Genomic DNA, 22228 nt, shown 5'->3' on the forward strand with positions numbered 1-22228 from the left:
AATACTTATTTTACGTAACACTTCCCGCTCTTGGATCACAGGAAAATACCAAAATCGACTATAAATCAACACACCTATGAATGTTTTGCTAGAATACCTCTAGCTGCGGCAAAAATAGAGAATATTATTAACGCCCAGAAAATAAATGTCTTTATATCATACTCAACCGGCAATACAACTTTTACGGGTATTTTTGAATTAATAATACCAGATTGGCCAAGCTTCAAGCTTTGTTCCACCCTCCCATAGCCATCGATCACAGCTGAAATTCCATTATTTGCGGCTCTGATAACAGGCAAACCTTCTTCAACAGCCCGTAAGCGAGTTTGATGAAAATGCTGGTACGGGCCAGATGTAATGCCGAACCATGCATCATTAGTAACATTCAAAATCCATTCAGCACTTTGTGTATTATGCTTGGCCGATACTTGACCAGGGAAAAGTACTTCGTAACAAATCAAAGGTATAAAAGGCGGAGCATTACCTGTTTCAAGAATTCGCCTGTGCGCTCCTGGCGAAAACCCACCCGGTACTTGCACCAAAGACGATAGGCCAAAATTCTTGAGATGTTCTTCAAATGGAAGATATTCGCCAAACGGAACAAGATGCATTTTGTCATAGGCATCTCTTATTTCGCCGTCATGATTAATAACATACAATGAATTATAGAATGCTCGTCTCTGATTACCCGCAGTGCGCGGGGTCGCACGAGCAGCACCCGTTAAAAGTGTTGTCCCAACAGGGAGCATATTAGCAATTTGCGAAATGGCGTCTGGTTGCTCCGTCAATAAAAAAGGGAAAGCGGATTCCGGCCAAATTAAATGAGTTGTGGATAATAGCCCCAAATCGTCGGGGTTTGTACTTCTGGTGGACATCGAAATGTACCGCTCCAGTATTTCACCCGATTTTTCAGGTTTGAATTTATCTTTTTGAGATATGTTCGGCTGTATGATTCGAAGCTGCACTCCAGCCACATGCGCCTCATCAGCTGCAGAAAGGCGCAACAAACCATATGCTCCAAGACCAATGGCGAGACATATGATCAGCAGAAAAATTCGTCCTTTGGATTTATTAACAGATGCATCACCTAGAAGAAGGGCTGGGCTGGAGAAAATCAAAACCGCGAAAAATCCATAGGTATAAAGTCCAAAAATCGCAACGCCTTGCATCATCACATCATTGGGCGCCAAAAGTACGCCCAGCGTGTTCCATGGAAACCCCGATAATATTGTTCCGCGCAACCATTCGAAGGCCGCAAAACTGGCGGCAAGAGCAAAAATGCGCCTAGCCCCCCCAGTCCAAAATACCCGAGCGACAAGAGCTGCCAACCCAAAAAAAATGGCCAAGCAAAGTGGAAGACCAATGACGGCAAGCGGCAAAAGCCAGGCGAACATATCCGCATCAACCAGAAAAGCAGAACCTAACCACCATAATCCGGCAATAAAATACCCAAAGCCAAACCAATAGCCACGCCAAAAAGCTGGCATAAATTTTGACAAGCCCCGTTTTTCCGCATTCGGCACTGCGCCATCAAGTGTGAAGACGAAGAGGGGAAATATAACCCACAGAACAGGGGTAAGATGCAATGGCGCGAGGCCAGCCGCTGTTATAGCACCAAGCACGAAGCATAGAGCCAAGACACGCCAACCAGACAGTAAAACGATGGAATGACAAATTGCTTGCAATGCGTTCACGTTTTAGACTTCTTTGTTGTAGAGACACCAGTCACATCTGATGTATCAGTTGAACGTTTCCGGCGACGCTTACTCGTCGGCTTACTTGCAACGATGCGCACTTTGCGAATGCGGCGCGGATCAGCTTCAATGATTTCAAAATCGAATGCTCCCAAGGCGCGCACCACTTCACCGCGCACCGGCACGCGACCAAGTTCAGTAAATAAAAGACCGCCGATTGTATCGACATCATCATCATCAACGTCGATATCAAGAGTAATATCAAGAGCTTGCGCAACATCCCCTAGTGGGGTTCGTGCATCTGCACTCCACCGATTATCAGCTTCCTTAGTGATGAGAGGGCCGATTTCATCGTCATGCTCGTCTTCAATATCACCAACAATAGCCTCGACCACATCTTCCATGGACACAAGGCCATCGGTGCCCCCATATTCATCCACCACGATCGCCATTTGTGACCGACTGGCCTGCATTCTGGCAAAAATATCAAAGGCAGGCATAGAAGGTGGCACGAAGAGGACCGGCCTTAAAATTTCTGATTCTTCCAGCGTCTGGCTCAAATTGATGTTGCTTAGATCATAATCTACGACATCATTGCGCCGTTGCTTCGCACCATCATTGGGGTTTTTTTCAGCTTTATCCATCATGTAAGCCATCAAATCCTTGACGTGAACCATGCCGATTGGATCATCTAACATTTCGCGATAAACTGGCATGCGTGAATGGCGTGATTCTTCAAACTGGAAAATAAGTTCACCTAGGGTGATTGTCACATCCACCGCGTCGATATCTGCTCGAGGGAGCATAACGTCATCAGCACGCACTTCACGCAAAGACAAGATATTGCTTAACATCGAGCGCTCTTCAGGGCTGAACGTTAAGTCATCGTCCTCTTGGCCAAGCACAACCTCTAGGTCACGTCTTAAAGACATATTTTTGCGAAACGGCAGCATATTTTTAATGCGTTCGAATAGACTCAGTTTGGCGGGTTTATCGCTTAAATCATTCTCGTCAAGTTGGTCAGCATTTTCAGACCCGGGTTCATCGTCTCCAGGTTGGTCGTCTTTCGCTACAACTGACGCATCAGAGGAAGGCGCCTTCAAGGTCATTTATCTGTCATATCCTTATACGGATCATCAATATTTAGATCACGCAAAATATCTATTTCCAAGCTTTCCATCACCGCAGCTTCATCATCCGTTTCATGATCATATCCAACAAGATGCAAAAAGCCATGAACCATTAAGTGTTGAAGATGGTGATTAAAGTCTTTTTTCTCAAGGTCGGCTTCGCGGAAAATGGTCTCAAATGCAAGCACAATATCACCAAGATAGGGTCCAAAAACATCACAATCCGCTTCTTGCTGAGGAAAAGACAACACATTTGTTGGCTTTTCTTGCCCCCTAAACTCGCCATTAATCCGAGTTATGTGGCTGTCGTCTGTAAAAAGAAGACTAACTTCTGAGCCATCCATAACCTTACAAACCTGACAAAAAGATCGATTATCCATAAGAGTGGCAAATGTGCTGTCAATCATGGATTCCAAGATCTCAAGCGCTGGCCAATTGCCTGCCTCAATCCTAAAATCCAGTTCGACCCTCACTTTATCAGTGCAAGAGTTTGGCTCAGGCGCCATCATTGTGTCCTGTGCGGTTCATGTGCTCGCTATCACCATCGTAGGCGTTTACAATACGTGCGACAAGTGCGTGGCGCACCACATCTTCGGCTGTAAATTTGATGCATGCAATGCCTTTGACACCTTTCAACACGCGCAAAGCCTCCACAAGGCCAGATATCGTGCCGCGCGGCAGATCCACCTGACTTGGATCACCTGTGATGAACATTTTTGAATCTTCACCCAACCGCGTCAAAAACATCTTCATCTGCATCGAGGTTGTGTTTTGTGCCTCATCAAGAATGACCGCTGAATTGGCGAGAGTGCGCCCACGCATGAAGGCAAGTGGAGCAATTTCGATCATGCCGGACGCCAAGGCGCGCTCCACACGTTCTGGCGGCATCATGTCATAAAGCGCATCATATAGCGGGCGCAGATAAGGATCGACCTTTTCCTTCATATCGCCGGGCAAAAACCCAAGCCGTTCACCTGCTTCAACGGCCGGGCGTGACAAAATAATCCGGTCCACCTCGCCGCGTTCCAACATGGCAGCAGCATAAGCGCAGACGAGATATGTTTTACCTGTTCCCGCGGGGCCTGTACCAAAAATAAGCTCTTTCTTACCCATTGCGCGAATATACTCGTCTTGGGTTTTAGAGCGCGCAATAATGGTTTTCTTGCGCGTGGATATTTGAGCAAATTTCACTTTTGCCTGTTTCTCCATAGTCGGCAGCACCAACTGGCTTTTTTCAGCCTCTACCATACGAACAATACCAGCGATCTCGCCGTTATCGATTGGACGGCCTAGGTTAAGTTGTTCATATAGAATTTCAAGGGTGCGGTGCGCGCGATCACAAGCATCCTCATAACCGCGAAGAGTAACCTGATTCCCCCGCCGGATGGCTTCAACACCAATACTCTGCTCAATTAGCGCAAGATTTTGGTCATATTGCCCAAAAAGGTCACTGGCTAAACGATTATCCTCAAAAGCGATAATCCGTTCTATTCGCTCAAGTTCAGTTTTCAAACTGCCCCCATTGCTAATGCCTTTTCAGCATTATGGTCTATGAGTGTCGCACAAAGTGAATTGGTACTTAATTCACTGACACGCACTTTCACAATTTCTCCGATTAATTCTTCAGGCGCATTAACTTGTACCGGCTGCAACCACGGCGAACGACCAACCAGCTGGCCAGCCTCGCGCCCTTTGCGCTCCAAAAGAAGTGTCATCTCACGATTTAAGCATGAGGCATTGAAGCTATCTCTTTGTTCAATCAAGAGCGTCTGCAAACGCTGCAAGCGTTCAGCTTTTATGGCCTCATCCACTTGCACCTCTTCATCGGCCGCCGGTGTTCCTGGGCGCGGTGAATATTTGAAAGAATAAGCTGAGGCATATTCGACATGGCGCACAAGATCCATCGTCGCCTCAAAGTCTTCATCGCTTTCACCAGGAAAGCCGACAATGAAGTCACCGGAAAGGGCGATGTCAGAGCGCGCTTCGCGGACACGATCAATCACGCGAAAATAATCATCGCGCGTGTGACGGCGGTTCATGGCTTTCAAAATTTTATCCGAGCCAGCTTGAACCGGTAAATGTAGATATGGCATCAAACACTCAAGGTCACGGTGCGCCGCAATCAAAGTGTCATCCATGTCGTTTGGGTGACTGGTTGTATAACGCAAACGAGATAAGCCGTCGATTTTAGCAAGCTCAAACAATAACTCACCAAGCCCCACCTCATTGCCAGCCCCATCAAGGCCATGCCACGCATTCACATTTTGCCCAAGCAATGTCACTTCACGCACACCGCTTTCCGCCATCAAACGCGCTTCTTCAACAATCTGTGCCACAGGGCGAGAGACTTCTGCACCACGCGTATAAGGAACGACACAAAAGGCACAAAATTTATCGCAGCCTTCTTGCACTGTTAAAAATGCGCTTGCGCCGCGCGACTTGATCTGGCGTCGTGTTGGTGCTGGCAGATGGTCGAATTTGTCTTCAGCGGGAAACTCAGTTTCCAACAAATCATCACGACTGTTCTTTCCTGTCGCACGTGCCACAAGGCCTGGTAGTTTGTGATAACTTTGCGGACCAACCACAAGATCTACAATCGGTGCTCGACGCTGGATTTCTGAACCTTCAGCTTGTGCAACACAGCCAGCCACACCAATCATGGTCTCTTTGCCTTTTTTGGCGCGTTTTTCTTTCAGCTGACGAATACGCCCAAGCTCGGAATACACTTTCTCTGAGGCTTTTTCGCGGATATGGCAGGTATTCAACAACACCAGATCAGCGTCTTCGATCACATCCGTCTGCCCATATCCTTCACCCGCCAAGGTGTCAGCCATGCGCGTGGTATCATAGACGTTCATCTGGCAGCCATAGGTTTTTATAAAAACCTTCTTAGGGACGTCAGTTTTCTTCTTCTCATTTTTCACTACATCGTCCATACGGCTTTGGTTACTCTCAAGAAGGTTGTTCATTACCCTTATAGGGCATTATGCGCACTGATTCCCGACTTTACGACAATAGGCAAGTCACTATCTTATAAAACCATGACGTTTTGATGGTTTCACGGCTTTTTTGTCCCGCGCAATGCAGTCGTTTTCATAGTACGAACATCGGTCTCCAGCTTCTTCGTCAACTCTTTTCTATTAGTTGCGGCGCCCACTTGATAGGGTTTTCCGTAAACAACCGATACATCAATGGCTGCTTCTTTTAGTACGCCAAGCAAATGCGGACCCATCTCCATATCACCATAGAAGCCTGTAAGCGCGCGCTCGGTTGAGATGGCAGCCATACCTTGAAGATGGGTATAGGCAAGAGCCACGGGCTGTATCCAAACGGTCTCATCATCCCTTATCGCCCTTTGCGCTGCCCCGATAAGAGCTGATCTAAAAGTAAGAACATGGGCGCCCGATGTCGATGTACCTTCGGCAAAAAGCACCATGACATCACCGTCGTTCAAACGATCGGCGATTTCATTCGTCTTTTCACCCGTGGCACTGCGGCGTTCGCGATTGACAAAGACTGTGCGTTGTAATTTCGCCAAGAGGCCAAAAGCAGGCCAGCTTGAGACTTCCTGCTTTGCTATAAAACAAACCGGCCCGCTTGCGCTAAGAGCCACGATATCAAGCCATGAGATATGATTAGCCACAATAAGAAGCGGACGCTTATCAGAAATCTGCCCTTGGACCGTTACCTTTAGACCAATTATGCGAGCGGCGAAGCGGTGCCATAAGCTCGGCAACTTGCGCCTTGAAGGCAACTTGAGACCATTGAGTATTATTTGGATGGGTATGAGTGGAAGCGTTACTAAAAGTAACACAATGATCGTGAAAGAGGCGCGCACCGTGCCTATCATTGCTTAGCTCTTTATCTCATCTGGATCATCTGGCGCATCAAGTGGCACGCCATAAAGCTCGAGCCGATGATCCACGAGTTTAAAGCCCAATTCACGGGCAATCACCTCTTGAAGTTTTTCGATTGCTTCATTGTTAAATTCAATAACATTACCGGTGCGCAAGTCGATCAGATGGTCATGGTGTTCTTCAGGTACGGTCTCATAACGCGAGCGACCATCACGAAAATCATGGCGCTCAACAATACCCGCATCTTCAAAAAGTTTAACAGTGCGATAAACGGTGGAAATCGAAATATTCTCGTCCACTTTCACAGCACGGCGATACAGCTCTTCAACATCGGGATGGTCATGTGCTTTTTCCAGCACGCGCGCAATAATGCGACGTTGCTCGGTCATCCGCATTCCTTTGTCTACGCATTGTTTTTCAAGGAACATAGGTTTTCCGCTGCCGATTCATTGCCACTTAGGCCAAGAATTAGCGAAGATCAGCGCGCATGACAAGCGCGCGCGGTCGCGGTCGTGTTTCATCACCATTACTTTTATCCGCAGTATAATAAGATTTACGCTCGCCAACCTCTTTAAATTTCAAACCGTGATAAAGCGCGACTGCGGCCTCGTTGGTCTCATCCACCTCTAAAAACAGATGTTTGATGCGATCAGCATATAGATCACTCATGATCGCGCGCATTAAGGTTTTACCAATCCCTAGGCTGCGCGCATCATTTGCAACAGCAATGGTCAGTATTTCTGCTTCATCAGCCGCAACGCGCGCTAAAACAAACCCTTTAGGACCAAGACTTGGGGGGCGAAGCCATGTCGAAGGGCGCTTACACTGCAGTGCGCGTATATTGTCGCTGTCAATCATGCGTGTAATTTCATCGCCCGACCAATTATGGCTAAAAGCATCAGCGTGCACATTGGCAAGGTCCATGGCATCGGACACCCGCGAGCCTTCTACGGTTATATCACCTGCTATAAAAGGCCACATCATGAGACGAGCCTTGCAACACGAGCGCTCAATGGTTGTGGTTTTGCATCGGCTGCACGTAGATAAAGCGGCTTGGGCTTTATATCGCTGACCTTCGCGACTTCGCAAAGCTTTGAGACGACCTCAATCGATGGCGCATCGTCTGTTGAATGTATAAACCCGCCCTTTATGAGCGAAGCGAAATGCTGTGCACCCGACCCAATAAGTGCTAGCTCTGCATAGTTGAGCCATAGTTCAGGGCAAGGAGCATCTATCTTATGCAGCAACGGCCCCTCTTTTGACGTCCCATTTTCATCAAAAAACTGGGTGTAGAATTCACCGCGTTTAGCATCTTGAACCACGAGCTTTGCACTTGTCATATCGCAGCCACTCGCCAAGGCTTCAAGTGTTGAAACACCCACAGCAGGAATATCAAGCGCCAAGGCCAGCCCGCGCGCAGCAGACAAACCAACCCGCACGCCGGTGAAGGAACCCGGTCCTGTGGTCACGCCAATTCGTGTTAAATCTTGGTAAGACAGATCAAGCTGACCGAGCGCTTCGTCAATCATATCGATTAACACTTCAGCATGCCCGTGCCCTATCGCATTAGTGCGCCCAAAACACACTCCATCGCTCCGTTTTAAATGAACAGAACAATTACGAGATGATGTATCAATAGAAAGAAGAGCCATACAAGAATCATAAATCCGTTTGGCAAGACATGGAAGCTTTAAAGTGGCTGAAGGTTAAAAACTTGGCTGCTGTCCATAGGCTTCAACGGACTGCACTTGCGGCACGAAATGGCGCAGCAAGTTCTGGATGCCATGCTTCAAGGTTGCCGTTGATGAAGGGCAGCCAGCGCAGGCGCCGCGCATGTTCAAATAAACCGTACCATCTTTGAAGCCATGGAAGGTTATATCACCACCATCTTGCGCAACAGCGGGGCGCACTCTTGTCTCAAGCAGCTCCTTGATTGTTGCGACAATCTCGCCGTCTGCTTCATCGAAAAATTCTTCTTCCGATTGCGCTTCAACATTGGCATTTTCCAACATAACCGGTTGGCCCGCCATGAAGTGCTCCATGATAGCGCCAAGAACGGCAGGCTTAAGATGCGGCCATGGTGTATCAGCAGCTTTGGTGATCGTGATGAAATCATAACCAAAGAAAACAGCCTCAACACCCTCAATCTCGAATAGATGCAATGCTAGAGGCGACTGAGATGCATCATCGCCTTTGCGAACATCAAATGTGCCCGCATTGAGCACAACAATACCCGGCAAAAATTTGAGTGTGGCTGGATTTGGCGTTTCTTCTGTTTGAATAAACATGAGGCATCTCTTTCATGGATATATCGTTGAACAGCCCTTTAATGAGCGCATCACAACATTTCAGATTAGTTTAGAATATTTCTAATCTAGGGTAAAGCTAATTTAGGCATTCAGCCCACCGTGTTCAACAATAAACTCGATAATCGGCTTGCATCCATCGTTATGCTTGGCATCTGTGAGCAAAAAGGGGCGTGAGCCACGCTGAATATCCGCGTCGCGCTGCATCACTTCAAGGTCAGCCCCCACATGAGGGGCTAAATCTACTTTATTGATCAGCAGCAAATCGGATTTGGTGATGCCCGGCCCGCCTTTGCGCGGTATCTCTTCACCCTGACAAACCGAGATTACATAAAGAGTGAGATCCGCCAAATCCGGCGAGAAGGTCGCGGCCAAATTATCGCCACCAGATTCAATAAAGACCACATCAAGGTCTGGGTGCTTTCTAACCAGTTGGTCGATTGCCTGTAAATTGATGGTCGCATCTTCGCGAATGGCTGTATGGGGGCAGCCGCCGGTTTCAACGCCCAAAATGCGATCTTCAGACAAGGCCTGCATGCGCACCAGCGCATCGGCATCTTCCTTGGTGTAAATATCATTGGTCACCACGGCGATCGAATAAGTGTCGCGCATGGCTTTGCATAGTTCAGCGGTGATTGTTGTTTTGCCAGAGCCAACCGGACCGCCAATGCCAACACGCAGCGGGCCGTTTCTATTGGAGCCACCGCTATGAGAACCATTTGTCATGATCTGAAAAGCCTTGTTGTTTGATGCTCATGATTCATTGCCATGATATCGGCCTGAATGGACGCGCTGGCAAGGTCATCCAGCGTACTTTTTGCCGCTTTTTCACCCAAGCCAATCACAACAGGCTCCAGCCTTGCCATAAGCCGCGCCGCTCCCTTTTGACCCAAAACAGACAAGCGGATCGCGGCCTGTAGCTGGTTGTTTGTGAAAGCTTGTAGATAAGCGCTCACGCCCGCGTCAAGTGGCACATCGAGCACGCCGCAGATCACGCCAACGGCCACCGGCAGCGGCGCCTCAATGGGTTTATCAAAACCATCTGGCAGCGGCCAATGACCAACGGCCTCTAAAAAGGCCTGCCCTTGCGCCATGGTCTCTAACTGACGCTCATTTGAAATTGCCATCGCTTGGCCAAGCTCAATGACCTCCTCAAGCTTCTTCGCGTCACGCGCCCTCGCAAAACCCGCTGCCAGAAGAACGGCGTCATTCCACGGCGAGCCATGCGACAAAAGAGATATCAGCCATAAAGCGAGCGTTTCTTCATCTTGCACGATCCCATCATGCACAGCGCGCTCTAGCCCGTGGCTATAGGCAAACCCACCAACAGGGAACACGGGCGACAGCCATGTTTGCAGGCGCAAAATTGATTGGAGATGAATGTTAGTCATGGCTGTGAGAATGGGAAGGCGCGCTATAGGCTCCCCCTTGTGGATTAAACGGCGCGGCAATTTCCATGACCGTGCCACCCAGACCCTCCAGCATAGCTTTGATAACATGGTCGCGGCGGATGCGAATATGATCGGGCATCACTTCCGTGGGCAAATGGCGATTACCCATATGCCATGTGAGCTGCAACAAATGGTGCGGGCTTTTGGCGCGCACTTCATAAAGCGGCTCCGGCTCAGCACACACTTCAATCACTCGTCCATCTTCGAGAACAAGCCCTTCGCCGTGGCGCAAAAGCCGAGCTTCGGGTAGATCGAGTAAAAACTCAATCCCGTTGTCGGATATCATCTTAACGCGCCTTCGATGACGCGCCGTTTCATCCAGCGTGATCCTATCCACACAGTTGTGCGGGTGTTCAGTAATTTTCAATGCGCGCATTAAAACGCCCGATCTTGCCATCCATCAACAGTGTAAATATCATACTCACGAAGGTAGAAAAGCGCAATCATTGCGCCAAGAGTGGGCACCGCCGTCCATAGCAAATTTGATGGATAATGCGTAAACTTCATAAGCAGTGGAAAGGCACCCATTACGCCTATGCCATGCATTATAGTAACCAGCCCATAACTATATGTGCGCTGTATACCGATGATGAATAGAAAAACAACAAGCGACTGCGCCAGACCGAGCGCCAAGGCGTGGTCCTGCGTTATAAATTCAAGCTGATAAATATCATGAAACACCTTTTCCATCCATTTAGGACGAAGAAATTTCAAACTCGCCCATATGGCAAAAAAAGCCCCGATAGAAAGGCGAACAAGAAGAAGCGCAATGGCAACTTTTTTGTTTATTGTCGGCACAGTATTAAACCCCTAGATAATATAAAGAAAAATTAAACCCCTAAATAACATTAAGAAAACTCTTAATATCAATTATGCTAATACTACTTAGAAAAATAACAGCAGGCAGTACTAAAATTAGTAATTACAAATTCTGCCAAATTATCGCCTTATGCCATTTTTTATGTAACCGCAACTATCAATATTAAAAATATAGTATTTACGTAGAAGAAAGACAGCAAGGCGCTTGTCTTGCATGGCTAACCCTATTTCAAACGGAACTTATTGCGCAGGCCCAGAAGAAGCAGAAACAGCAGGATGAGGCCAAAGAAATTTTGGAAAATACCGAGATATACAAGCCAATCTACAGGCCCACCGTCATGGGCGAGTTCATAGAAAATTTCATCATACCCGCTTGGGTGGCCTTCTGGCCGCGCAGCAAAACGGAACAGCGAACCTAGGAAAGGGACAAAGTTTTTAAAAGAATGGAAAAAGGCGAAACACAAGGTTTCAGCGATGGTAAGAAATTTGCTGATCAAGACAGCGTAGAGAACAAAGAATAGAGAAAGACTTCCCGCCAATCCAGACGCTGGTCGCCAATAACTCTGCCCGAAATTACTTGAGATGGAATAGAGTGAATTAATTAAAAGCTCATACCATTTTATACTGCCTTTTTCACGACCGCGTTTAGCACGCATTTCATAGGCAAAAAACTCAATATCTTTTTCATGATCGTTGGCTGCAAGCGCCATGGCTTTCAGTTTACGGTATTTGGATACATCTTCCGCATCCTTTGCGGTTTTGAGGAGCCACTTACCTTCCATTTCAGGGGGCGGCACCGCCATGCGCGCAACCTCTGGCGGGTGGGCAAACACCGTATCTCGAAAGTCTGGCACCTCATGAAAAGTATTGTCTGAGAAATTAGCAGTTCCTTTAACGGATGCCCGTTGGAAATTGGCTTCTTTGGGAAAGCTGATATCTCGAACAAAAAGATTGCCGGCGACATCTATATCCTCAAAAGATATACGTGTTTCGGCAAGTTCTATGTTCTGGAACCAGACGTTCCCCTCCCCAAATTTTGCTTCGTTAAACCGGACCTTCCCATCTCCAAATTTCGCTCCGCTGAACGACACAGAACAGGGAAAGCGAAGGCCAGAAAAATTAGCCTTATGGTGAGGAAACTTGTGGTGATCAAACCGGATGTGGAACCGTGCTCGCACCTTCGAGCGCACATCCTCATCTTCGATTAAAATGAGTTGTTTTTCAAACTCGTCAACATGGGCGCTCCACGCCTCTTTATCCAAAAGAAGCCCTGCATTCTTCTTAACGATACTTTCTTGCTTACTGTTGAGGCTATTGTTTTTGTCCCAAAAAGAAGGCGATGGCCATGGTGAATGATAAACCAACCAATCATCAAACGCTTCAAAATCAGGTTCTTGGTTCATGCGGCCCTCTCGCTAAAACAGAAAATACCTCTGTGCCATCGGCAAGACATCAGCTGGTTCGCAGGTTAAAAGCTCGCCATCTGCGCGCACCTCATAGGTCTCAGGGTCGACCTCAATATCGGGCATGGCGTCGTTCAACACCATAGATGATTTGGAAATGCCGCCGCGTGTATTTTTGACAGCAACGAGCCCCTTATCAACACCAAGTGCCGCGCCAAGCCCGCTATCGGCTGCCGCCTTTGACACAAAGGTCACTGAAGACGCCGTGAGCGCTTTGCCAAAGGCACCGAACATCGGGCGATAGTGCACCGGTTGCGGCGTTGGAATTGAGGCGTTTGGGTCGCCCATTGGAGCGGCTGCAATCGTGCCGCCGACAATCACCATATCTGGTTTCACACCAAAGAAGGCTGGATCCCACAAGACCAAATCCGCGCGCTTACCTACCTCTATTGAGCCGATATGCTCATCCATACCGTGGGCAATTGCCGGATTGATCGTATATTTCGCGATATAGCGGCGCACGCGCATATTGTCGTTTTCGCCGCTCTCGCTCGCCAACCGTCCGCGCTGGCGCTTCATTTTATCAGCCGTTTGCCATGTGCGGATCAACACTTCGCCAACCCGCCCCATCGCCTGACTGTCAGAGGCAATGATCGAGAACGCGCCCATGTCATGCAAAATGTCTTCAGCGGCAATCGTCTCCTTGCGGATGCGGCTTTCAGCGAAGGCCACATCTTCAGGAATATTGCTATCAAGGTGATGGCAGACCATCAGCATATCAAGATGCTCGGCGATTGTGTTCACCGTATAAGGACGCGTTGGATTTGTGGAAGAGGGCAGCACATTCGGCAGGCCGCAAACCTTGATGATATCTGGCGCATGGCCACCGCCTGCCCCTTCCGTATGGAAGGCATGGATCGTGCGGCCTTTAAAGGCATCAACGGTGTTTTCAACAAAGCCGCTCTCATTCAGCGTGTCGGTGTGGATCATCACCTGCACATCAAGCTCATCGGCCACGGTGAGGCAAGTGTCAATCGCCGCCGGTGTCGTGCCCCAGTCCTCATGCAGTTTCAAAGCGCAGGCTCCACCCATCACCATTTCATGCAGTGCTTTTGGTTGTGAGGCATTGCCTTTGCCAGCGAACGCAAGGTTCATGGGAAAAGCATCAGCCGCTTGTATCATGCGCCCGATATGCCACGGGCCGGGCGTGCAGGTGGTCGCCAAAGTGCCGTGGGCTGGGCCTGTGCCACCGCCAAGCATCGTGGTCACACCCGACATCAACGCCTCATCGATCTGCTGCGGGCAGATGAAATGAATGTGGCTGTCAAAACCGCCTGTGGTTAGGATTTTTCCCTCGCCCGCGATCACTTCCGAGCCGGGGCCAATGATGATATCGACATTGGGCTGCGTGTCGGGATTTCCCGCCTTGCCAATCGCGACAATCGCGCCGTCTTTAAGGCCAATATCAGCTTTGAAAATACCTGTGTGATCCACCACCAGCGCATTGGTGATCACCGTGTCCACCGCACCGTCTGCGCGCGCCACCTGCGATTGGCCCATGCCATCGCGGATCACCTTGCCGCCGCCGAATTTCACCTCTTCGCCATAGGTCGTGAGATCGCGTTCAACCTCGATGAAAAGCTCAGTGTCAGCAAGGCGCACCTTGTCGCCTGTTGTGGGACCAAACATATCGGCATAGGCCGCGCGGGAGATTGTGGTGGGCATTAGAGGTCTCCCATGATTTTTTGATTAAAGCCGAAGACCTTTCGGTCTCCCGACAGTGACACCAGCGTCACATCGCGGGCTTGACCCGGTTCAAAACGCACCGCCGTGCCAGAAGCAATATCAAGTCGCATACCTTTGGCGGCCTCGCGATCAAAATCGAGCGCCTCGTTGGTTTCATAAAAATGATAATGACTGCCGACTTGCACGGGCCTGTCGCCCATATTGGCAACTTTCAGCGTGAGAGTTGACGCCCCATCGTTCAAGGTGATGTCGCCACTTGCCGTTATAATTTCACCGGGGATCATTTTGGTTGTCACTTTCATTTTCAATAAAGTCTATCGCCTCTTGCGACGGCACTGTGGGTTTTGTTGACCATTTGCGGATAAAGAAAATAACAACAGCCAGCAGGATGAATGGCGTTAAAAAAATATCGCCGTCGGTCAGTAGATTATTAATATCAGGCGGGTTCCAGTTGGCTTGATCATTGATCTGATTATTGACTGCATCGGCACCTTGCATAAGCTTTCCTTACCTGATCGGCTGATGCACGGTGACAAGCTTTACCCCGTCGGGGAATGTCGCTTCGACTTGAATATCGTGGATCATTTCCGCAATCCCTTCCATCACCTGATCACGAGTAATCACATGAGCGCCCGCTTCCATAAGCTCAGCCACCGCGCGGCCATCGCGTGCGCCTTCGACCACAAAGTCAGAAATCAAGGCAATTGCTTCTGGATGATTCAATTTGACGCCACGCATCAAGCGTTTGCGCGCCACTTCAGCGGCCATAGCAATCAGTAATTTGTCTTTTTCACGAGGTGTAAGGTTCATTAGGATTCCAGATCTATAAATTCCAAACTTTAGGCAACGCCACACTTGCACCAAGCTGTGAGCGCATCTTCATTAAAAACGGGATTAAAACTTTTCTCAACTCATAACAATCATGACCCAAAAATCGCGCCGTAATCTTGCCATCCATTGCGCTCATTCCTATGCCTAAATTTTGTGCATCATCGAATTGCTTCTTGATGATCCCCTGCAAAATTTCCGGATCTTCTGGACCACAATAAATGAACGAAGCAAAAGCCGCATTGGTGTTTAAGGTAGATGACGCTTTTTGCAGAGCTGGAATGGCGCCTTCTATGCGCAGATCATCCGCATAGATGAGTTTGTCATCGCGACGAATGCGCCACCGATCTTGGAACGTTGTCTTATCAATTTTCTCCCCCATCGCTTCACGGCCCAACATCACAGCTTCCACAGCCATAAACCGCGCATCCCCTTTTAGCGACACATCAAGAGAACGGCTCAGGCTGGAGCGTTCAAACAAAATTGTTTCCTGTGGCAGCCAATCAAGACGCGCTCCGGCTTCCACATTGATCTGAGTTGTCACACGCGCCACATCACCGGTGCTTTTATAAATTTTTTCGCATGCCTGCGTCGTCACAACGCCGCAGCTGTTTTGCCCAGCAGCAATGTTCCACGCCATAACATCGCCACCCGTCAAGCCACCTGATGTGTTAATCATCACAGCTTCAAGGCACCCATCATAGGTTTTGGGCAGACGAATGCGCGCGGCACCCTCTTGATAAAGCTGGTCCAGCATCGTTTTATTTTGACATGATTTTAACACAAGCCGCCCATGGCCAAATGTACGTTGCATTTTTGGGTGGGCATATCCCATGTTTAAAATTTGAAATCTGGCAAGGAATCGAGCGCACTCGACAAGGCATCTCCCCAGCCTTCAGAAACCTCCTGATAGTAAGGATCACTCTCGCGGATGCGGCTCTCCGGCCCAGCCTGCAAGCTGTCTTTTTCATAAACTTGCAAATCAAAAGGCAAACCGACAGACAGATTGGCTTTCAAGGTTGAATTGAATGAAACAAGCGTAAGCTTCACAGCATCTTCAAAGCTCATCGTGGGGTCATAAGCACGCACCAAAATAGGCTTTCCATATTTTGTCTCCCCTATCTGGAAAAAGGGAGTGTCGGCTGAAGCTTCAATAAAATTACCCTCTGGATAAACAAGAAACAGTCTCGGCTTACCCCCTTTTACCTGGCCACCAACGATCATCGTTGCATTGAAAACTCTGTCTGACTGCCCCTGCCCTTCGCCTTTATATTGCTCGACAACTTCGCGCAGTGTTTCGCCCACATGACGCGCGACTTGAAACATACTCGGCGCTTCTAGTAACGAGGGATGACGATCGCTGGCTGCTTTCGTACGTTCATCAAGAACGCTGACAACAGCCTGTGTCGTGGCAAGGTTTCCCGCAGTCATAACGGTAATCACGCGCTCGCCAGGCACTGACCATGTATGCATTTTTCTAAAACTTGAAATATTGTCGATACCTGCATTGGTGCGTGTATCAGACATAAAGACAAGACCCTTATCAAGTCTCATAGCCACACAGTAAGTCATTAATCACTCCTTGGAAGATTCGACAACAAACCTACTGCTGAACTTGCAGGCTTACAATCATGTTTTCATTACTTTGCCCATATCGCATACCTGAGACAGGTGCTGCTTCAAAATAATCTAAACCCGTTGCCACCCGAATATAACGCTCATCGGGACAAATACCATTTGAGACATCAAAGCCAACCCAGCCAAGATCTTGTAGATACACCTCAGCCCATGCATGGCCGGCCTCTTGTTCTATGCGATCATCCATGAGCAAATAGCCGCTCACATAGCGCGCTGGATAAGAAAGATAGCGTGCTGCACTGATGAAAATATGTGCGTGGTCCTGACACACCCCAGTGCCGCCGCAAAAAGCCTCTTCCGCGCTTGTCATCGCACCAGTCTGGCCGATTTGATAATCGACCACGTCTGTAATCGCGGCAGATAGTGCATGAAATTGCATAATATCCGATCCATTAACCTGCTTAAATTGTCGTGCAAGCTTACTGATTCCAGATCCGGCTTTCGTTAACTCAGTCTGACGTTTAAACAGCCATAAAGGTGCAAGCCCCACATGTTTGCCAACCACACCGTCATTGAGTGTAACCTCAACCTCACCCTCGCAGTGTATGATAACATTTCGAACTTCAGGATCGAAGCTGACAAGTTCAACATGATTACGATGCTGGTCAATGTAGGAAACTTGGCTTCGTCCCCCTTCAACCTGCGTCACCCAATTGAGAACCCGTTGGCCCGTTGAGTGCTTGGGCATGATCCGCAGTTGCTGCAGCGCATAGTCAACAGGCTTATCATATTGGTAGGCCGTCGTATGAGAAACCTTCAAATGCATGGCGCTTTATGTCCCTCCGGTTTTAAAGTTACAATCACCATTCTCGCTATCCCGAGAAACGATAGTCTTTTTCAATCTGTCCCGCGAGCTGATTGTTTTCGTGAATGAAGCCTTCAAGAAACTCATGCAGGCCCATATCGAATACATCGTCAATATTGCCTCTCTTGAGACTGAACCGATGCGCTTTCGCCAAGGCGAGAGACGGTCTCTCCTCTTCATACTCCTCACAAAGCCGCTCCATATTCCCTAAAATCTGTTCAGAACAAAACGCAAGTGAACGAGGAAAACGACGATCTAGAATCAGAAAATCGGCAATACCTCTTTGTCCCATTTCACCATCGTTGACCCACCCAAAGGCGCGAAGTGCGGAAACAGAGCGTAAGATTGACTCCCACTGTACATTATCGAGCGATGACCCAATGTGAGAAATACTTGGCAGCAATACATAGTATTTCACATCCAGAATGCGAGCCGTATTATCAGCGCGTTCAATGAATGTTCCCAGACGAGCAAAATTATAACTGTCATTGCGCAACATCGTGCCGTGCAAAGCCCCACGCACAAGCGCACTTTTTTGGCGAACAACACCTAAGACTTCAGGTAAGTTTTTCTCGCTTATCGGGCGTGAAAACAGATCATTAAGAACGATCCAGCATTCATTCGTCGCTTCCCAAACTTCGGCGGTGATATTGGTTCGCACCATGCGCGCATTGGTTCTTGCTGTATGTATGACAGATAAGACGCTAAAGGGATTGGTGCGGTCGCGGAGCAGAAAATCAATCACCTTTGCAGGTTCATAGTTATCATATTTTTCGCAATAGGCTGTGTTTTGGTCTGCGGTTGTTAGGATGGATTTCCATTCGTCTTCTGACGAGCCTCCACTCGTCAAGGCCATTCTAAAACCTGCGTGTAGAAGACGCGCCGTATTCTCGCTACGCTCTAAGTAACGGAACATCCAGAACAGACCACCTGCATTTTTGCCAAGCATCTATTCCTCCAAAACCCAAGTATCTTTTGTGCCGCCACCCTGACTTGAATTGACCACGAGCGAGCCTTGTTTCAAGGCAACACGCGTTAATCCACCCGGTGTGATACTTATTTTATCTGGTGCCATTAACGCGAAAGGACGCAAGTCCACATGACGCGGCGCGAGACCTTTTTTGGTTAAAATAGGCACCGTAGAAAGACACAATGTTGGCTGGGCGATATAATTGTTGGGCTTTGATTTTAATTTATCTCGAAAGGCCGCAATTTCTTTTTTCGACGCAGCCGGACCAACCAACATCCCATATCCGCCAGACCCATGAACCTCTTTCACAACCAACTCATCAAGATGTTCCAAAACATAAGCAAGGCTGTCTTTTTCTGAACAGCGCCATGTTGGAACATTTTTCAAAATTGCTTTCTCGCCAGTATAAAACTCTATAATTTCTGGCACATAGGAATAAATAGCTTTATCATCTGCAATACCCGTACCTGGCGCATTTGCGATTGTGATGCCTCCAGCACGATAGACATCCATGATCCCGGGAACACCCAGCATTGACGAGGAATTAAAAGTCAAGGGATCGAGAAAATCATCATCCACGCGACGATACAACACATCAATAGGCTGAAATCCGCGGGTTGTGCGCATGGCGATACGCCCATCAATCAGTGTCAGGTCATGACCTTCCACCAGTTCAACCCCCATTTGATCTGCGAGGAACGAATGTTCAAAATAGGCGGAATTATGAATGCCCGGCGTTAAGACCGCAACAACAGGACGGTTGGTTGTGGCAGATGGCGCACAAGCCGCTAATGATCGTCGCAAATATTTTGGATATCCGCTTACTTCACGAACTTTCACCTTTGAAAAAAGTTCCGGAAACATTTGCAGCATCGTTTCTCGGTTTTCTAGCATATAGGAAACGCCCGAAGGTGTGCGCGCGTTATCTTCTAGTACATAAAAATCGTCTTCTCCGGTGCGCACGATATCCGTTCCCGTGATGTGCGTATAAACATCCCCTGGTGGTGATACTCCAATCATCTCCGGCAGGAAGGCTTCATTTTGCGCGATCAAATCAGCTGGAACCCGACCAGAGCGCAAGATTTCCTGACGGTGATAAATATCATGCAAAAAAGCATTAATCGCACGCACACGCTGCTCAATTCCTTTGGTCAGCTTGCGCCATTCTTTGTCAGAGATAATACGCGGCACCACATCAAAAGGGATCAGACGTTCATCTTCTTTATCATTGCCATAGACATTGAATGTTATGCCTGTTCGGCGAAAAAAACTCTCGGCCTCAGCAGATTTTTTGCGCAGCTCACCAAGGTCCTCTGTTACGAGCCAATCTTGATAGTCATTATAAGGGGCACGCACATGATTTCCGTTTGAAAGCATTTCGTCAAAACAGGCTTTATTTTTTGACATGACAACCGGAACTTAAACGTTGAAGAAAATAGAGGCTTTATCGGAACAGATTAAATGAAATAGCGCAAGTTGTTTGACGCCTAAATAAAATGCACTATTTTTTCTGTCGGCCTTAAGTCCCACAAAATGTACGGTGGACAATCTGTTCTGCGCGAGGTGGCAGAGCATAGTTTGTATCTTCAAATTTTTCATCAAAAGGATGGCTCATGGCTTCTGTTAGCGCCTCAAATACTGTGAAATCCTGATTATCTTCTGCCGCACGAATGGCTTCTTCAACGAGATGATTTCTTGGAATAATAACTGGGTTTGCAGCGCGAAGCCGATCTACCATCTCAGGCCCGCTTATATTTTCTTCATTCAACCGCGCCCGCCATCTCACCACCCATTCTTCAAAGGCGGCAGGTTTTTTGAAGTGAGGATTATCACCATCGCTTGTATCCACATAGCGCGAAAGAGAACTGAATGAGAGTGTAAAGTCGGCTTCATTTTCTGCCATCAAATCCAATAAATCCTGCGCTAATGCAAGATCATTGTCCTGCGATTTTGCAAGGCCTATTTTCTTTCTCAGTTCATCGCCAAGTGCGGCTTCAAACTTTCCTGGAAATTGATTGATCGCTTCTTGTGCTTTTGCAATCGCCTTATCGCTCACCTCATCCAAAAGAGGCAGCAAGCACTGAGCAAATTGAACCAAATTCCAATGGGCAATCCCTGGCTGATTGCCGAAGGCATAGCGTCCCATCTGATCGACCGAGCTGAACACGGTTTTAGGATGATAAACATCCATAAAAGCACAAGGACCGTAATCAATTGTTTCCCCAGCAATGGACATATTATCCGTGTTCATCACACCATGGATGAAGCCAAGTGACATCCATTTGGCAATAAGACTGGCTTGCCTTGTAAGGACGGCAGTGATGAGATCAACATAAGGCTCATGGGCTTTTGCCGCTTCAGGATAGTGGCGCTCAATCACATGATCTGCCAGTATTTTCAATGCTTCCTTATCTTGCCGTGCGGCAAAATATTGAAATGTGCCTACCCGTATATGGCTTTGGGCCACACGTGTCAGGATGGCGCCGGGCAAAAATGTCTCGCGCGCGACCTGCTCGCCAGTTGTGACGGCGGCAAGTGCCCGTGTTGTTGGCACACCAAGTGTATGCATGGCTTCGCTGACGATATACTCGCGCAAAATCGGACCAAGTGCCGCGCGACCGTCACCCATACGTGAAAAAGGTGTTTGCCCCGCCCCTTTGAGTTGGATGTCACGGCGTATTCCATCGCAGCCGATAACTTCACCAAGCAGATTGGCTCGGCCATCGCCCAATTGTGGGACAAAATGGCCAAATTGATGGCCCGCATAAGCCATTGCCAATGGTGAGGCGCCCTGTGGCATTTGATTGCCACTCAGCATTGCCAGCCCATCAGGTGTGCTCAAAAAATCCAAATCTACACCAAGAAGTGCCGCGAGCTCTTCATTGAGCTTTATCAAATGAGGAGCAGCAACAGGTTGCGGCAATTGCTTTACATAAAATATGTCCGGCAATTTCGCATAACTGTTATCAAATTGAATAGGCAACTGAGGCATGTGAATCCTGATATATATGGGTTCTCATCTTACCAATGCTAACTGTGATGGACAATCACAGAATATAGATCCGCTGCTATCCATTGAATACGGACATATTCAGGCCATTATCATGGTCTTATTGATGCTGAGCTTATATTATTTTGGCGTTTCCATGACGAAAACGCGAAAATGTGAGAGATCGTGATGTTTCTTTAACTAGCCTGTGTGACATATAGGCATTATGTACTAGACAGACGAAACTAGGAATAAAACAGTGAACCGCATTATCGCCATTCTCTTAGCTTTAAGCATTGTTGTACCTGCATCAGCTTTTGCACAGAGCACACGTGGGCAAATTTTTATTTTGGCGGACACGGATCAAAGCGCGGCATTATCCTTTAAAGAATTCAAACAATTCATCAACCTTCTCGCTAAATCTGGTCATCGCAATGCAAAGCGCGTTAAAACCTTCCGACTTTATTCAATAGCATGGTCACGGGTTGATAGCGATGGTGATGGCTATGCCACACGCGCTGAACTATCTAGCACACAAATGGCATTTGGTGCTTCACAAAGGCAAAGTAAGTCTAAGGTAACATCCCAATAA

At 48.0% G+C, this 22228-nt stretch carries 26 protein-coding genes; 1 reads left to right on the plus strand and 25 read right to left on the minus strand.

The features are described from left to right. Positions 1-74: 74 nt before the first annotated feature. The 25 genes from lnt to ABJ081_05655 form a co-directional block, all read right to left on the minus strand. A complete protein-coding gene (gene lnt / locus ABJ081_05535) occupies positions 75-1694 on the minus strand; it encodes an apolipoprotein N-acyltransferase (GenBank protein ID MEP6356124.1) in 1620 nt (539 codons plus the stop codon). Continuing rightward, positions 1691-2803 carry a hemolysin family protein gene (locus tag ABJ081_05540; GenBank protein MEP6356125.1) on the minus strand — a complete coding sequence of 371 codons (1113 nt, stop codon included), beginning with the start codon at positions 2801-2803 and terminating at the stop codon, positions 1691-1693. The genes lnt and ABJ081_05540 overlap by 4 nt, the downstream gene beginning before the upstream one ends. After that, on the minus strand, positions 2800-3333 hold the full coding sequence (gene ybeY / locus ABJ081_05545; protein MEP6356126.1) for an rRNA maturation RNase YbeY: 534 nt from the start codon (positions 3331-3333) through the stop codon (positions 2800-2802). The genes ABJ081_05540 and ybeY overlap by 4 nt, the downstream gene beginning before the upstream one ends. Continuing rightward, positions 3320-4336 carry a PhoH family protein gene (locus ABJ081_05550; protein ID MEP6356127.1) on the minus strand — a complete coding sequence of 339 codons (1017 nt, stop codon included), beginning with the start codon at positions 4334-4336 and terminating at the stop codon, positions 3320-3322. Before ABJ081_05550 ends, ybeY begins: the two co-directional genes overlap by 14 nt. After that, a complete protein-coding gene (miaB, locus tag ABJ081_05555; GenBank protein ID MEP6356128.1) occupies positions 4333-5760 on the minus strand; it encodes a tRNA (N6-isopentenyl adenosine(37)-C2)-methylthiotransferase MiaB in 1428 nt (475 codons plus the stop codon). Before miaB ends, ABJ081_05550 begins: the two co-directional genes overlap by 4 nt. A 122-nt stretch (positions 5761-5882) precedes the next feature. Next, a complete protein-coding gene (locus tag ABJ081_05560) occupies positions 5883-6674 on the minus strand; it encodes a 1-acyl-sn-glycerol-3-phosphate acyltransferase (protein ID MEP6356129.1) in 792 nt (263 codons plus the stop codon). 3 nt (positions 6675-6677) lie between these two features. Beyond that, a complete protein-coding gene (locus ABJ081_05565) occupies positions 6678-7109 on the minus strand; it encodes a Fur family transcriptional regulator (GenBank protein MEP6356130.1) in 432 nt (143 codons plus the stop codon). A 40-nt stretch (positions 7110-7149) separates the two neighbouring features. Continuing rightward, positions 7150-7665 carry a GNAT family N-acetyltransferase gene (locus ABJ081_05570; protein MEP6356131.1) on the minus strand — a complete coding sequence of 172 codons (516 nt, stop codon included), beginning with the start codon at positions 7663-7665 and terminating at the stop codon, positions 7150-7152. Beyond that, positions 7662-8333 carry a tRNA (adenosine(37)-N6)-threonylcarbamoyltransferase complex dimerization subunit type 1 TsaB gene (tsaB, locus tag ABJ081_05575; GenBank protein MEP6356132.1) on the minus strand — a complete coding sequence of 224 codons (672 nt, stop codon included), beginning with the start codon at positions 8331-8333 and terminating at the stop codon, positions 7662-7664. Before tsaB ends, ABJ081_05570 begins: the two co-directional genes overlap by 4 nt. Before the next feature lie 54 nt (positions 8334-8387). Next, complete coding sequence (locus ABJ081_05580; GenBank protein MEP6356133.1) at positions 8388-8969, minus strand: NifU family protein; 582 nt, start codon at positions 8967-8969, stop codon at positions 8388-8390. 102 nt (positions 8970-9071) lie between these two features. Continuing rightward, positions 9072-9713: an urease accessory protein UreG gene (ureG, locus tag ABJ081_05585; protein MEP6356134.1), complete on the minus strand. Its 642-nt coding sequence runs from the start codon at positions 9711-9713 to the stop codon at positions 9072-9074. Next, positions 9710-10378: an urease accessory protein UreF gene (locus ABJ081_05590; protein MEP6356135.1), complete on the minus strand. Its 669-nt coding sequence runs from the start codon at positions 10376-10378 to the stop codon at positions 9710-9712. The genes ureG and ABJ081_05590 overlap by 4 nt, the downstream gene beginning before the upstream one ends. Further along, entirely contained in the window at positions 10371-10814 is a 444-nt protein-coding gene (locus tag ABJ081_05595; GenBank protein ID MEP6356136.1) for an urease accessory protein UreE, read from the minus strand. The genes ABJ081_05590 and ABJ081_05595 overlap by 8 nt, the downstream gene beginning before the upstream one ends. After that, positions 10814-11236, minus strand: coding sequence for a hypothetical protein (locus tag ABJ081_05600; GenBank protein ID MEP6356137.1), 423 nt, complete (start codon positions 11234-11236; stop codon positions 10814-10816). Before ABJ081_05600 ends, ABJ081_05595 begins: the two co-directional genes overlap by 1 nt. A 245-nt stretch (positions 11237-11481) precedes the next feature. After that, positions 11482-12660, minus strand: coding sequence for a hypothetical protein (locus ABJ081_05605; GenBank protein ID MEP6356138.1), 1179 nt, complete (start codon positions 12658-12660; stop codon positions 11482-11484). A gap of 12 nt (positions 12661-12672) precedes the next feature. Further along, positions 12673-14385, minus strand: a complete 1713-nt coding sequence (gene ureC / locus ABJ081_05610) for an urease subunit alpha (GenBank protein MEP6356139.1) — start codon at positions 14383-14385, stop codon at positions 12673-12675. Further along, a complete protein-coding gene (locus tag ABJ081_05615; protein ID MEP6356140.1) occupies positions 14385-14690 on the minus strand; it encodes an urease subunit beta in 306 nt (101 codons plus the stop codon). Before ABJ081_05615 ends, ureC begins: the two co-directional genes overlap by 1 nt. Beyond that, positions 14677-14904 (minus strand): hypothetical protein, encoded by a 228-nt coding sequence (locus tag ABJ081_05620; protein MEP6356141.1) that lies wholly within the window; start codon positions 14902-14904, stop codon positions 14677-14679. The genes ABJ081_05615 and ABJ081_05620 overlap by 14 nt, the downstream gene beginning before the upstream one ends. A 9-nt stretch (positions 14905-14913) precedes the next feature. Continuing rightward, complete coding sequence (locus tag ABJ081_05625; GenBank protein MEP6356142.1) at positions 14914-15216, minus strand: urease subunit gamma; 303 nt, start codon at positions 15214-15216, stop codon at positions 14914-14916. A gap of 13 nt (positions 15217-15229) precedes the next feature. Further along, positions 15230-16048, minus strand: coding sequence for an urease accessory protein UreD (locus ABJ081_05630; protein MEP6356143.1), 819 nt, complete (start codon positions 16046-16048; stop codon positions 15230-15232). A 23-nt stretch (positions 16049-16071) separates the two neighbouring features. Beyond that, positions 16072-16806: a proteasome-type protease gene (locus tag ABJ081_05635; protein ID MEP6356144.1), complete on the minus strand. Its 735-nt coding sequence runs from the start codon at positions 16804-16806 to the stop codon at positions 16072-16074. A gap of 31 nt (positions 16807-16837) precedes the next feature. Continuing rightward, positions 16838-17638, minus strand: a complete 801-nt coding sequence (locus tag ABJ081_05640; protein MEP6356145.1) for a transglutaminase family protein — start codon at positions 17636-17638, stop codon at positions 16838-16840. A gap of 46 nt (positions 17639-17684) precedes the next feature. Then, positions 17685-18626: an alpha-E domain-containing protein gene (locus ABJ081_05645; protein MEP6356146.1), complete on the minus strand. Its 942-nt coding sequence runs from the start codon at positions 18624-18626 to the stop codon at positions 17685-17687. Then, positions 18627-20054 carry a circularly permuted type 2 ATP-grasp protein gene (locus ABJ081_05650; protein MEP6356147.1) on the minus strand — a complete coding sequence of 476 codons (1428 nt, stop codon included), beginning with the start codon at positions 20052-20054 and terminating at the stop codon, positions 18627-18629. Between the two features lie 112 nt (positions 20055-20166). Continuing rightward, the gene (locus tag ABJ081_05655; GenBank protein ID MEP6356148.1) at positions 20167-21639 is read right to left on the minus strand and encodes a protein adenylyltransferase SelO; all 1473 of its coding nucleotides are present in this window, start codon (positions 21637-21639) and stop codon (positions 20167-20169) included. A gap of 256 nt (positions 21640-21895) precedes the next feature. On the opposite strand from ABJ081_05655, the gene ABJ081_05660 reads away from it, so the two are divergent. Then, positions 21896-22228 (plus strand): hypothetical protein, encoded by a 333-nt coding sequence (locus ABJ081_05660; protein ID MEP6356149.1) that lies wholly within the window; start codon positions 21896-21898, stop codon positions 22226-22228.

The sequence above is a fragment of the Hyphomicrobiales bacterium genome (assembly GCA_039989895.1).
Classification (GTDB): domain Bacteria; phylum Pseudomonadota; class Alphaproteobacteria; order Rhizobiales; family JACESI01; genus JACESI01.

What these genes read in the sequence shown, in the direction of transcription:
- ABJ081_05540 (MEP6356125.1), bottom strand. Translation starts at nt 2,803, where the DNA reads ATGACCTTGAAGGCGCCTTCCTCTGATGCGTCAGTTGTAGCGAAAGAC.
- ybeY (MEP6356126.1), bottom strand. Translation starts at nt 3,333, where the DNA reads ATGATGGCGCCTGAGCCAAACTCTTGCACTGATAAAGTGAGGGTCGAA.
- miaB (MEP6356128.1), bottom strand. Translation starts at nt 5,760, where the DNA reads ATGGACGATGTAGTGAAAAATGAGAAGAAGAAAACTGACGTCCCTAAG.
- ABJ081_05560 (MEP6356129.1), bottom strand. Translation starts at nt 6,674, where the DNA reads ATGATAGGCACGGTGCGCGCCTCTTTCACGATCATTGTGTTACTTTTA.
- ABJ081_05565 (MEP6356130.1), bottom strand. Translation starts at nt 7,109, where the DNA reads ATGTTCCTTGAAAAACAATGCGTAGACAAAGGAATGCGGATGACCGAG.
- ABJ081_05570 (MEP6356131.1), bottom strand. Translation starts at nt 7,665, where the DNA reads ATGATGTGGCCTTTTATAGCAGGTGATATAACCGTAGAAGGCTCGCGG.
- tsaB (MEP6356132.1), bottom strand. Translation starts at nt 8,333, where the DNA reads ATGGCTCTTCTTTCTATTGATACATCATCTCGTAATTGTTCTGTTCAT.
- ABJ081_05580 (MEP6356133.1), bottom strand. Translation starts at nt 8,969, where the DNA reads ATGTTTATTCAAACAGAAGAAACGCCAAATCCAGCCACACTCAAATTT.
- ureG (MEP6356134.1), bottom strand. Translation starts at nt 9,713, where the DNA reads ATGACAAATGGTTCTCATAGCGGTGGCTCCAATAGAAACGGCCCGCTG.
- ABJ081_05590 (MEP6356135.1), bottom strand. Translation starts at nt 10,378, where the DNA reads ATGACTAACATTCATCTCCAATCAATTTTGCGCCTGCAAACATGGCTG.
- ABJ081_05595 (MEP6356136.1), bottom strand. Translation starts at nt 10,814, where the DNA reads ATGCGCGCATTGAAAATTACTGAACACCCGCACAACTGTGTGGATAGG.
- ABJ081_05605 (MEP6356138.1), bottom strand. Translation starts at nt 12,660, where the DNA reads ATGAACCAAGAACCTGATTTTGAAGCGTTTGATGATTGGTTGGTTTAT.
- ureC (MEP6356139.1), bottom strand. Translation starts at nt 14,385, where the DNA reads ATGCCCACCACAATCTCCCGCGCGGCCTATGCCGATATGTTTGGTCCC.
- ABJ081_05615 (MEP6356140.1), bottom strand. Translation starts at nt 14,690, where the DNA reads ATGATCCCCGGTGAAATTATAACGGCAAGTGGCGACATCACCTTGAAC.
- ABJ081_05620 (MEP6356141.1), bottom strand. Translation starts at nt 14,904, where the DNA reads ATGCAAGGTGCCGATGCAGTCAATAATCAGATCAATGATCAAGCCAAC.
- ABJ081_05625 (MEP6356142.1), bottom strand. Translation starts at nt 15,216, where the DNA reads ATGAACCTTACACCTCGTGAAAAAGACAAATTACTGATTGCTATGGCC.
- ABJ081_05630 (MEP6356143.1), bottom strand. Translation starts at nt 16,048, where the DNA reads ATGCAACGTACATTTGGCCATGGGCGGCTTGTGTTAAAATCATGTCAA.
- ABJ081_05635 (MEP6356144.1), bottom strand. Translation starts at nt 16,806, where the DNA reads ATGACTTACTGTGTGGCTATGAGACTTGATAAGGGTCTTGTCTTTATG.
- ABJ081_05640 (MEP6356145.1), bottom strand. Translation starts at nt 17,638, where the DNA reads ATGCATTTGAAGGTTTCTCATACGACGGCCTACCAATATGATAAGCCT.
- ABJ081_05645 (MEP6356146.1), bottom strand. Translation starts at nt 18,626, where the DNA reads ATGCTTGGCAAAAATGCAGGTGGTCTGTTCTGGATGTTCCGTTACTTA.
- ABJ081_05650 (MEP6356147.1), bottom strand. Translation starts at nt 20,054, where the DNA reads ATGTCAAAAAATAAAGCCTGTTTTGACGAAATGCTTTCAAACGGAAAT.
- ABJ081_05655 (MEP6356148.1), bottom strand. Translation starts at nt 21,639, where the DNA reads ATGCCTCAGTTGCCTATTCAATTTGATAACAGTTATGCGAAATTGCCG.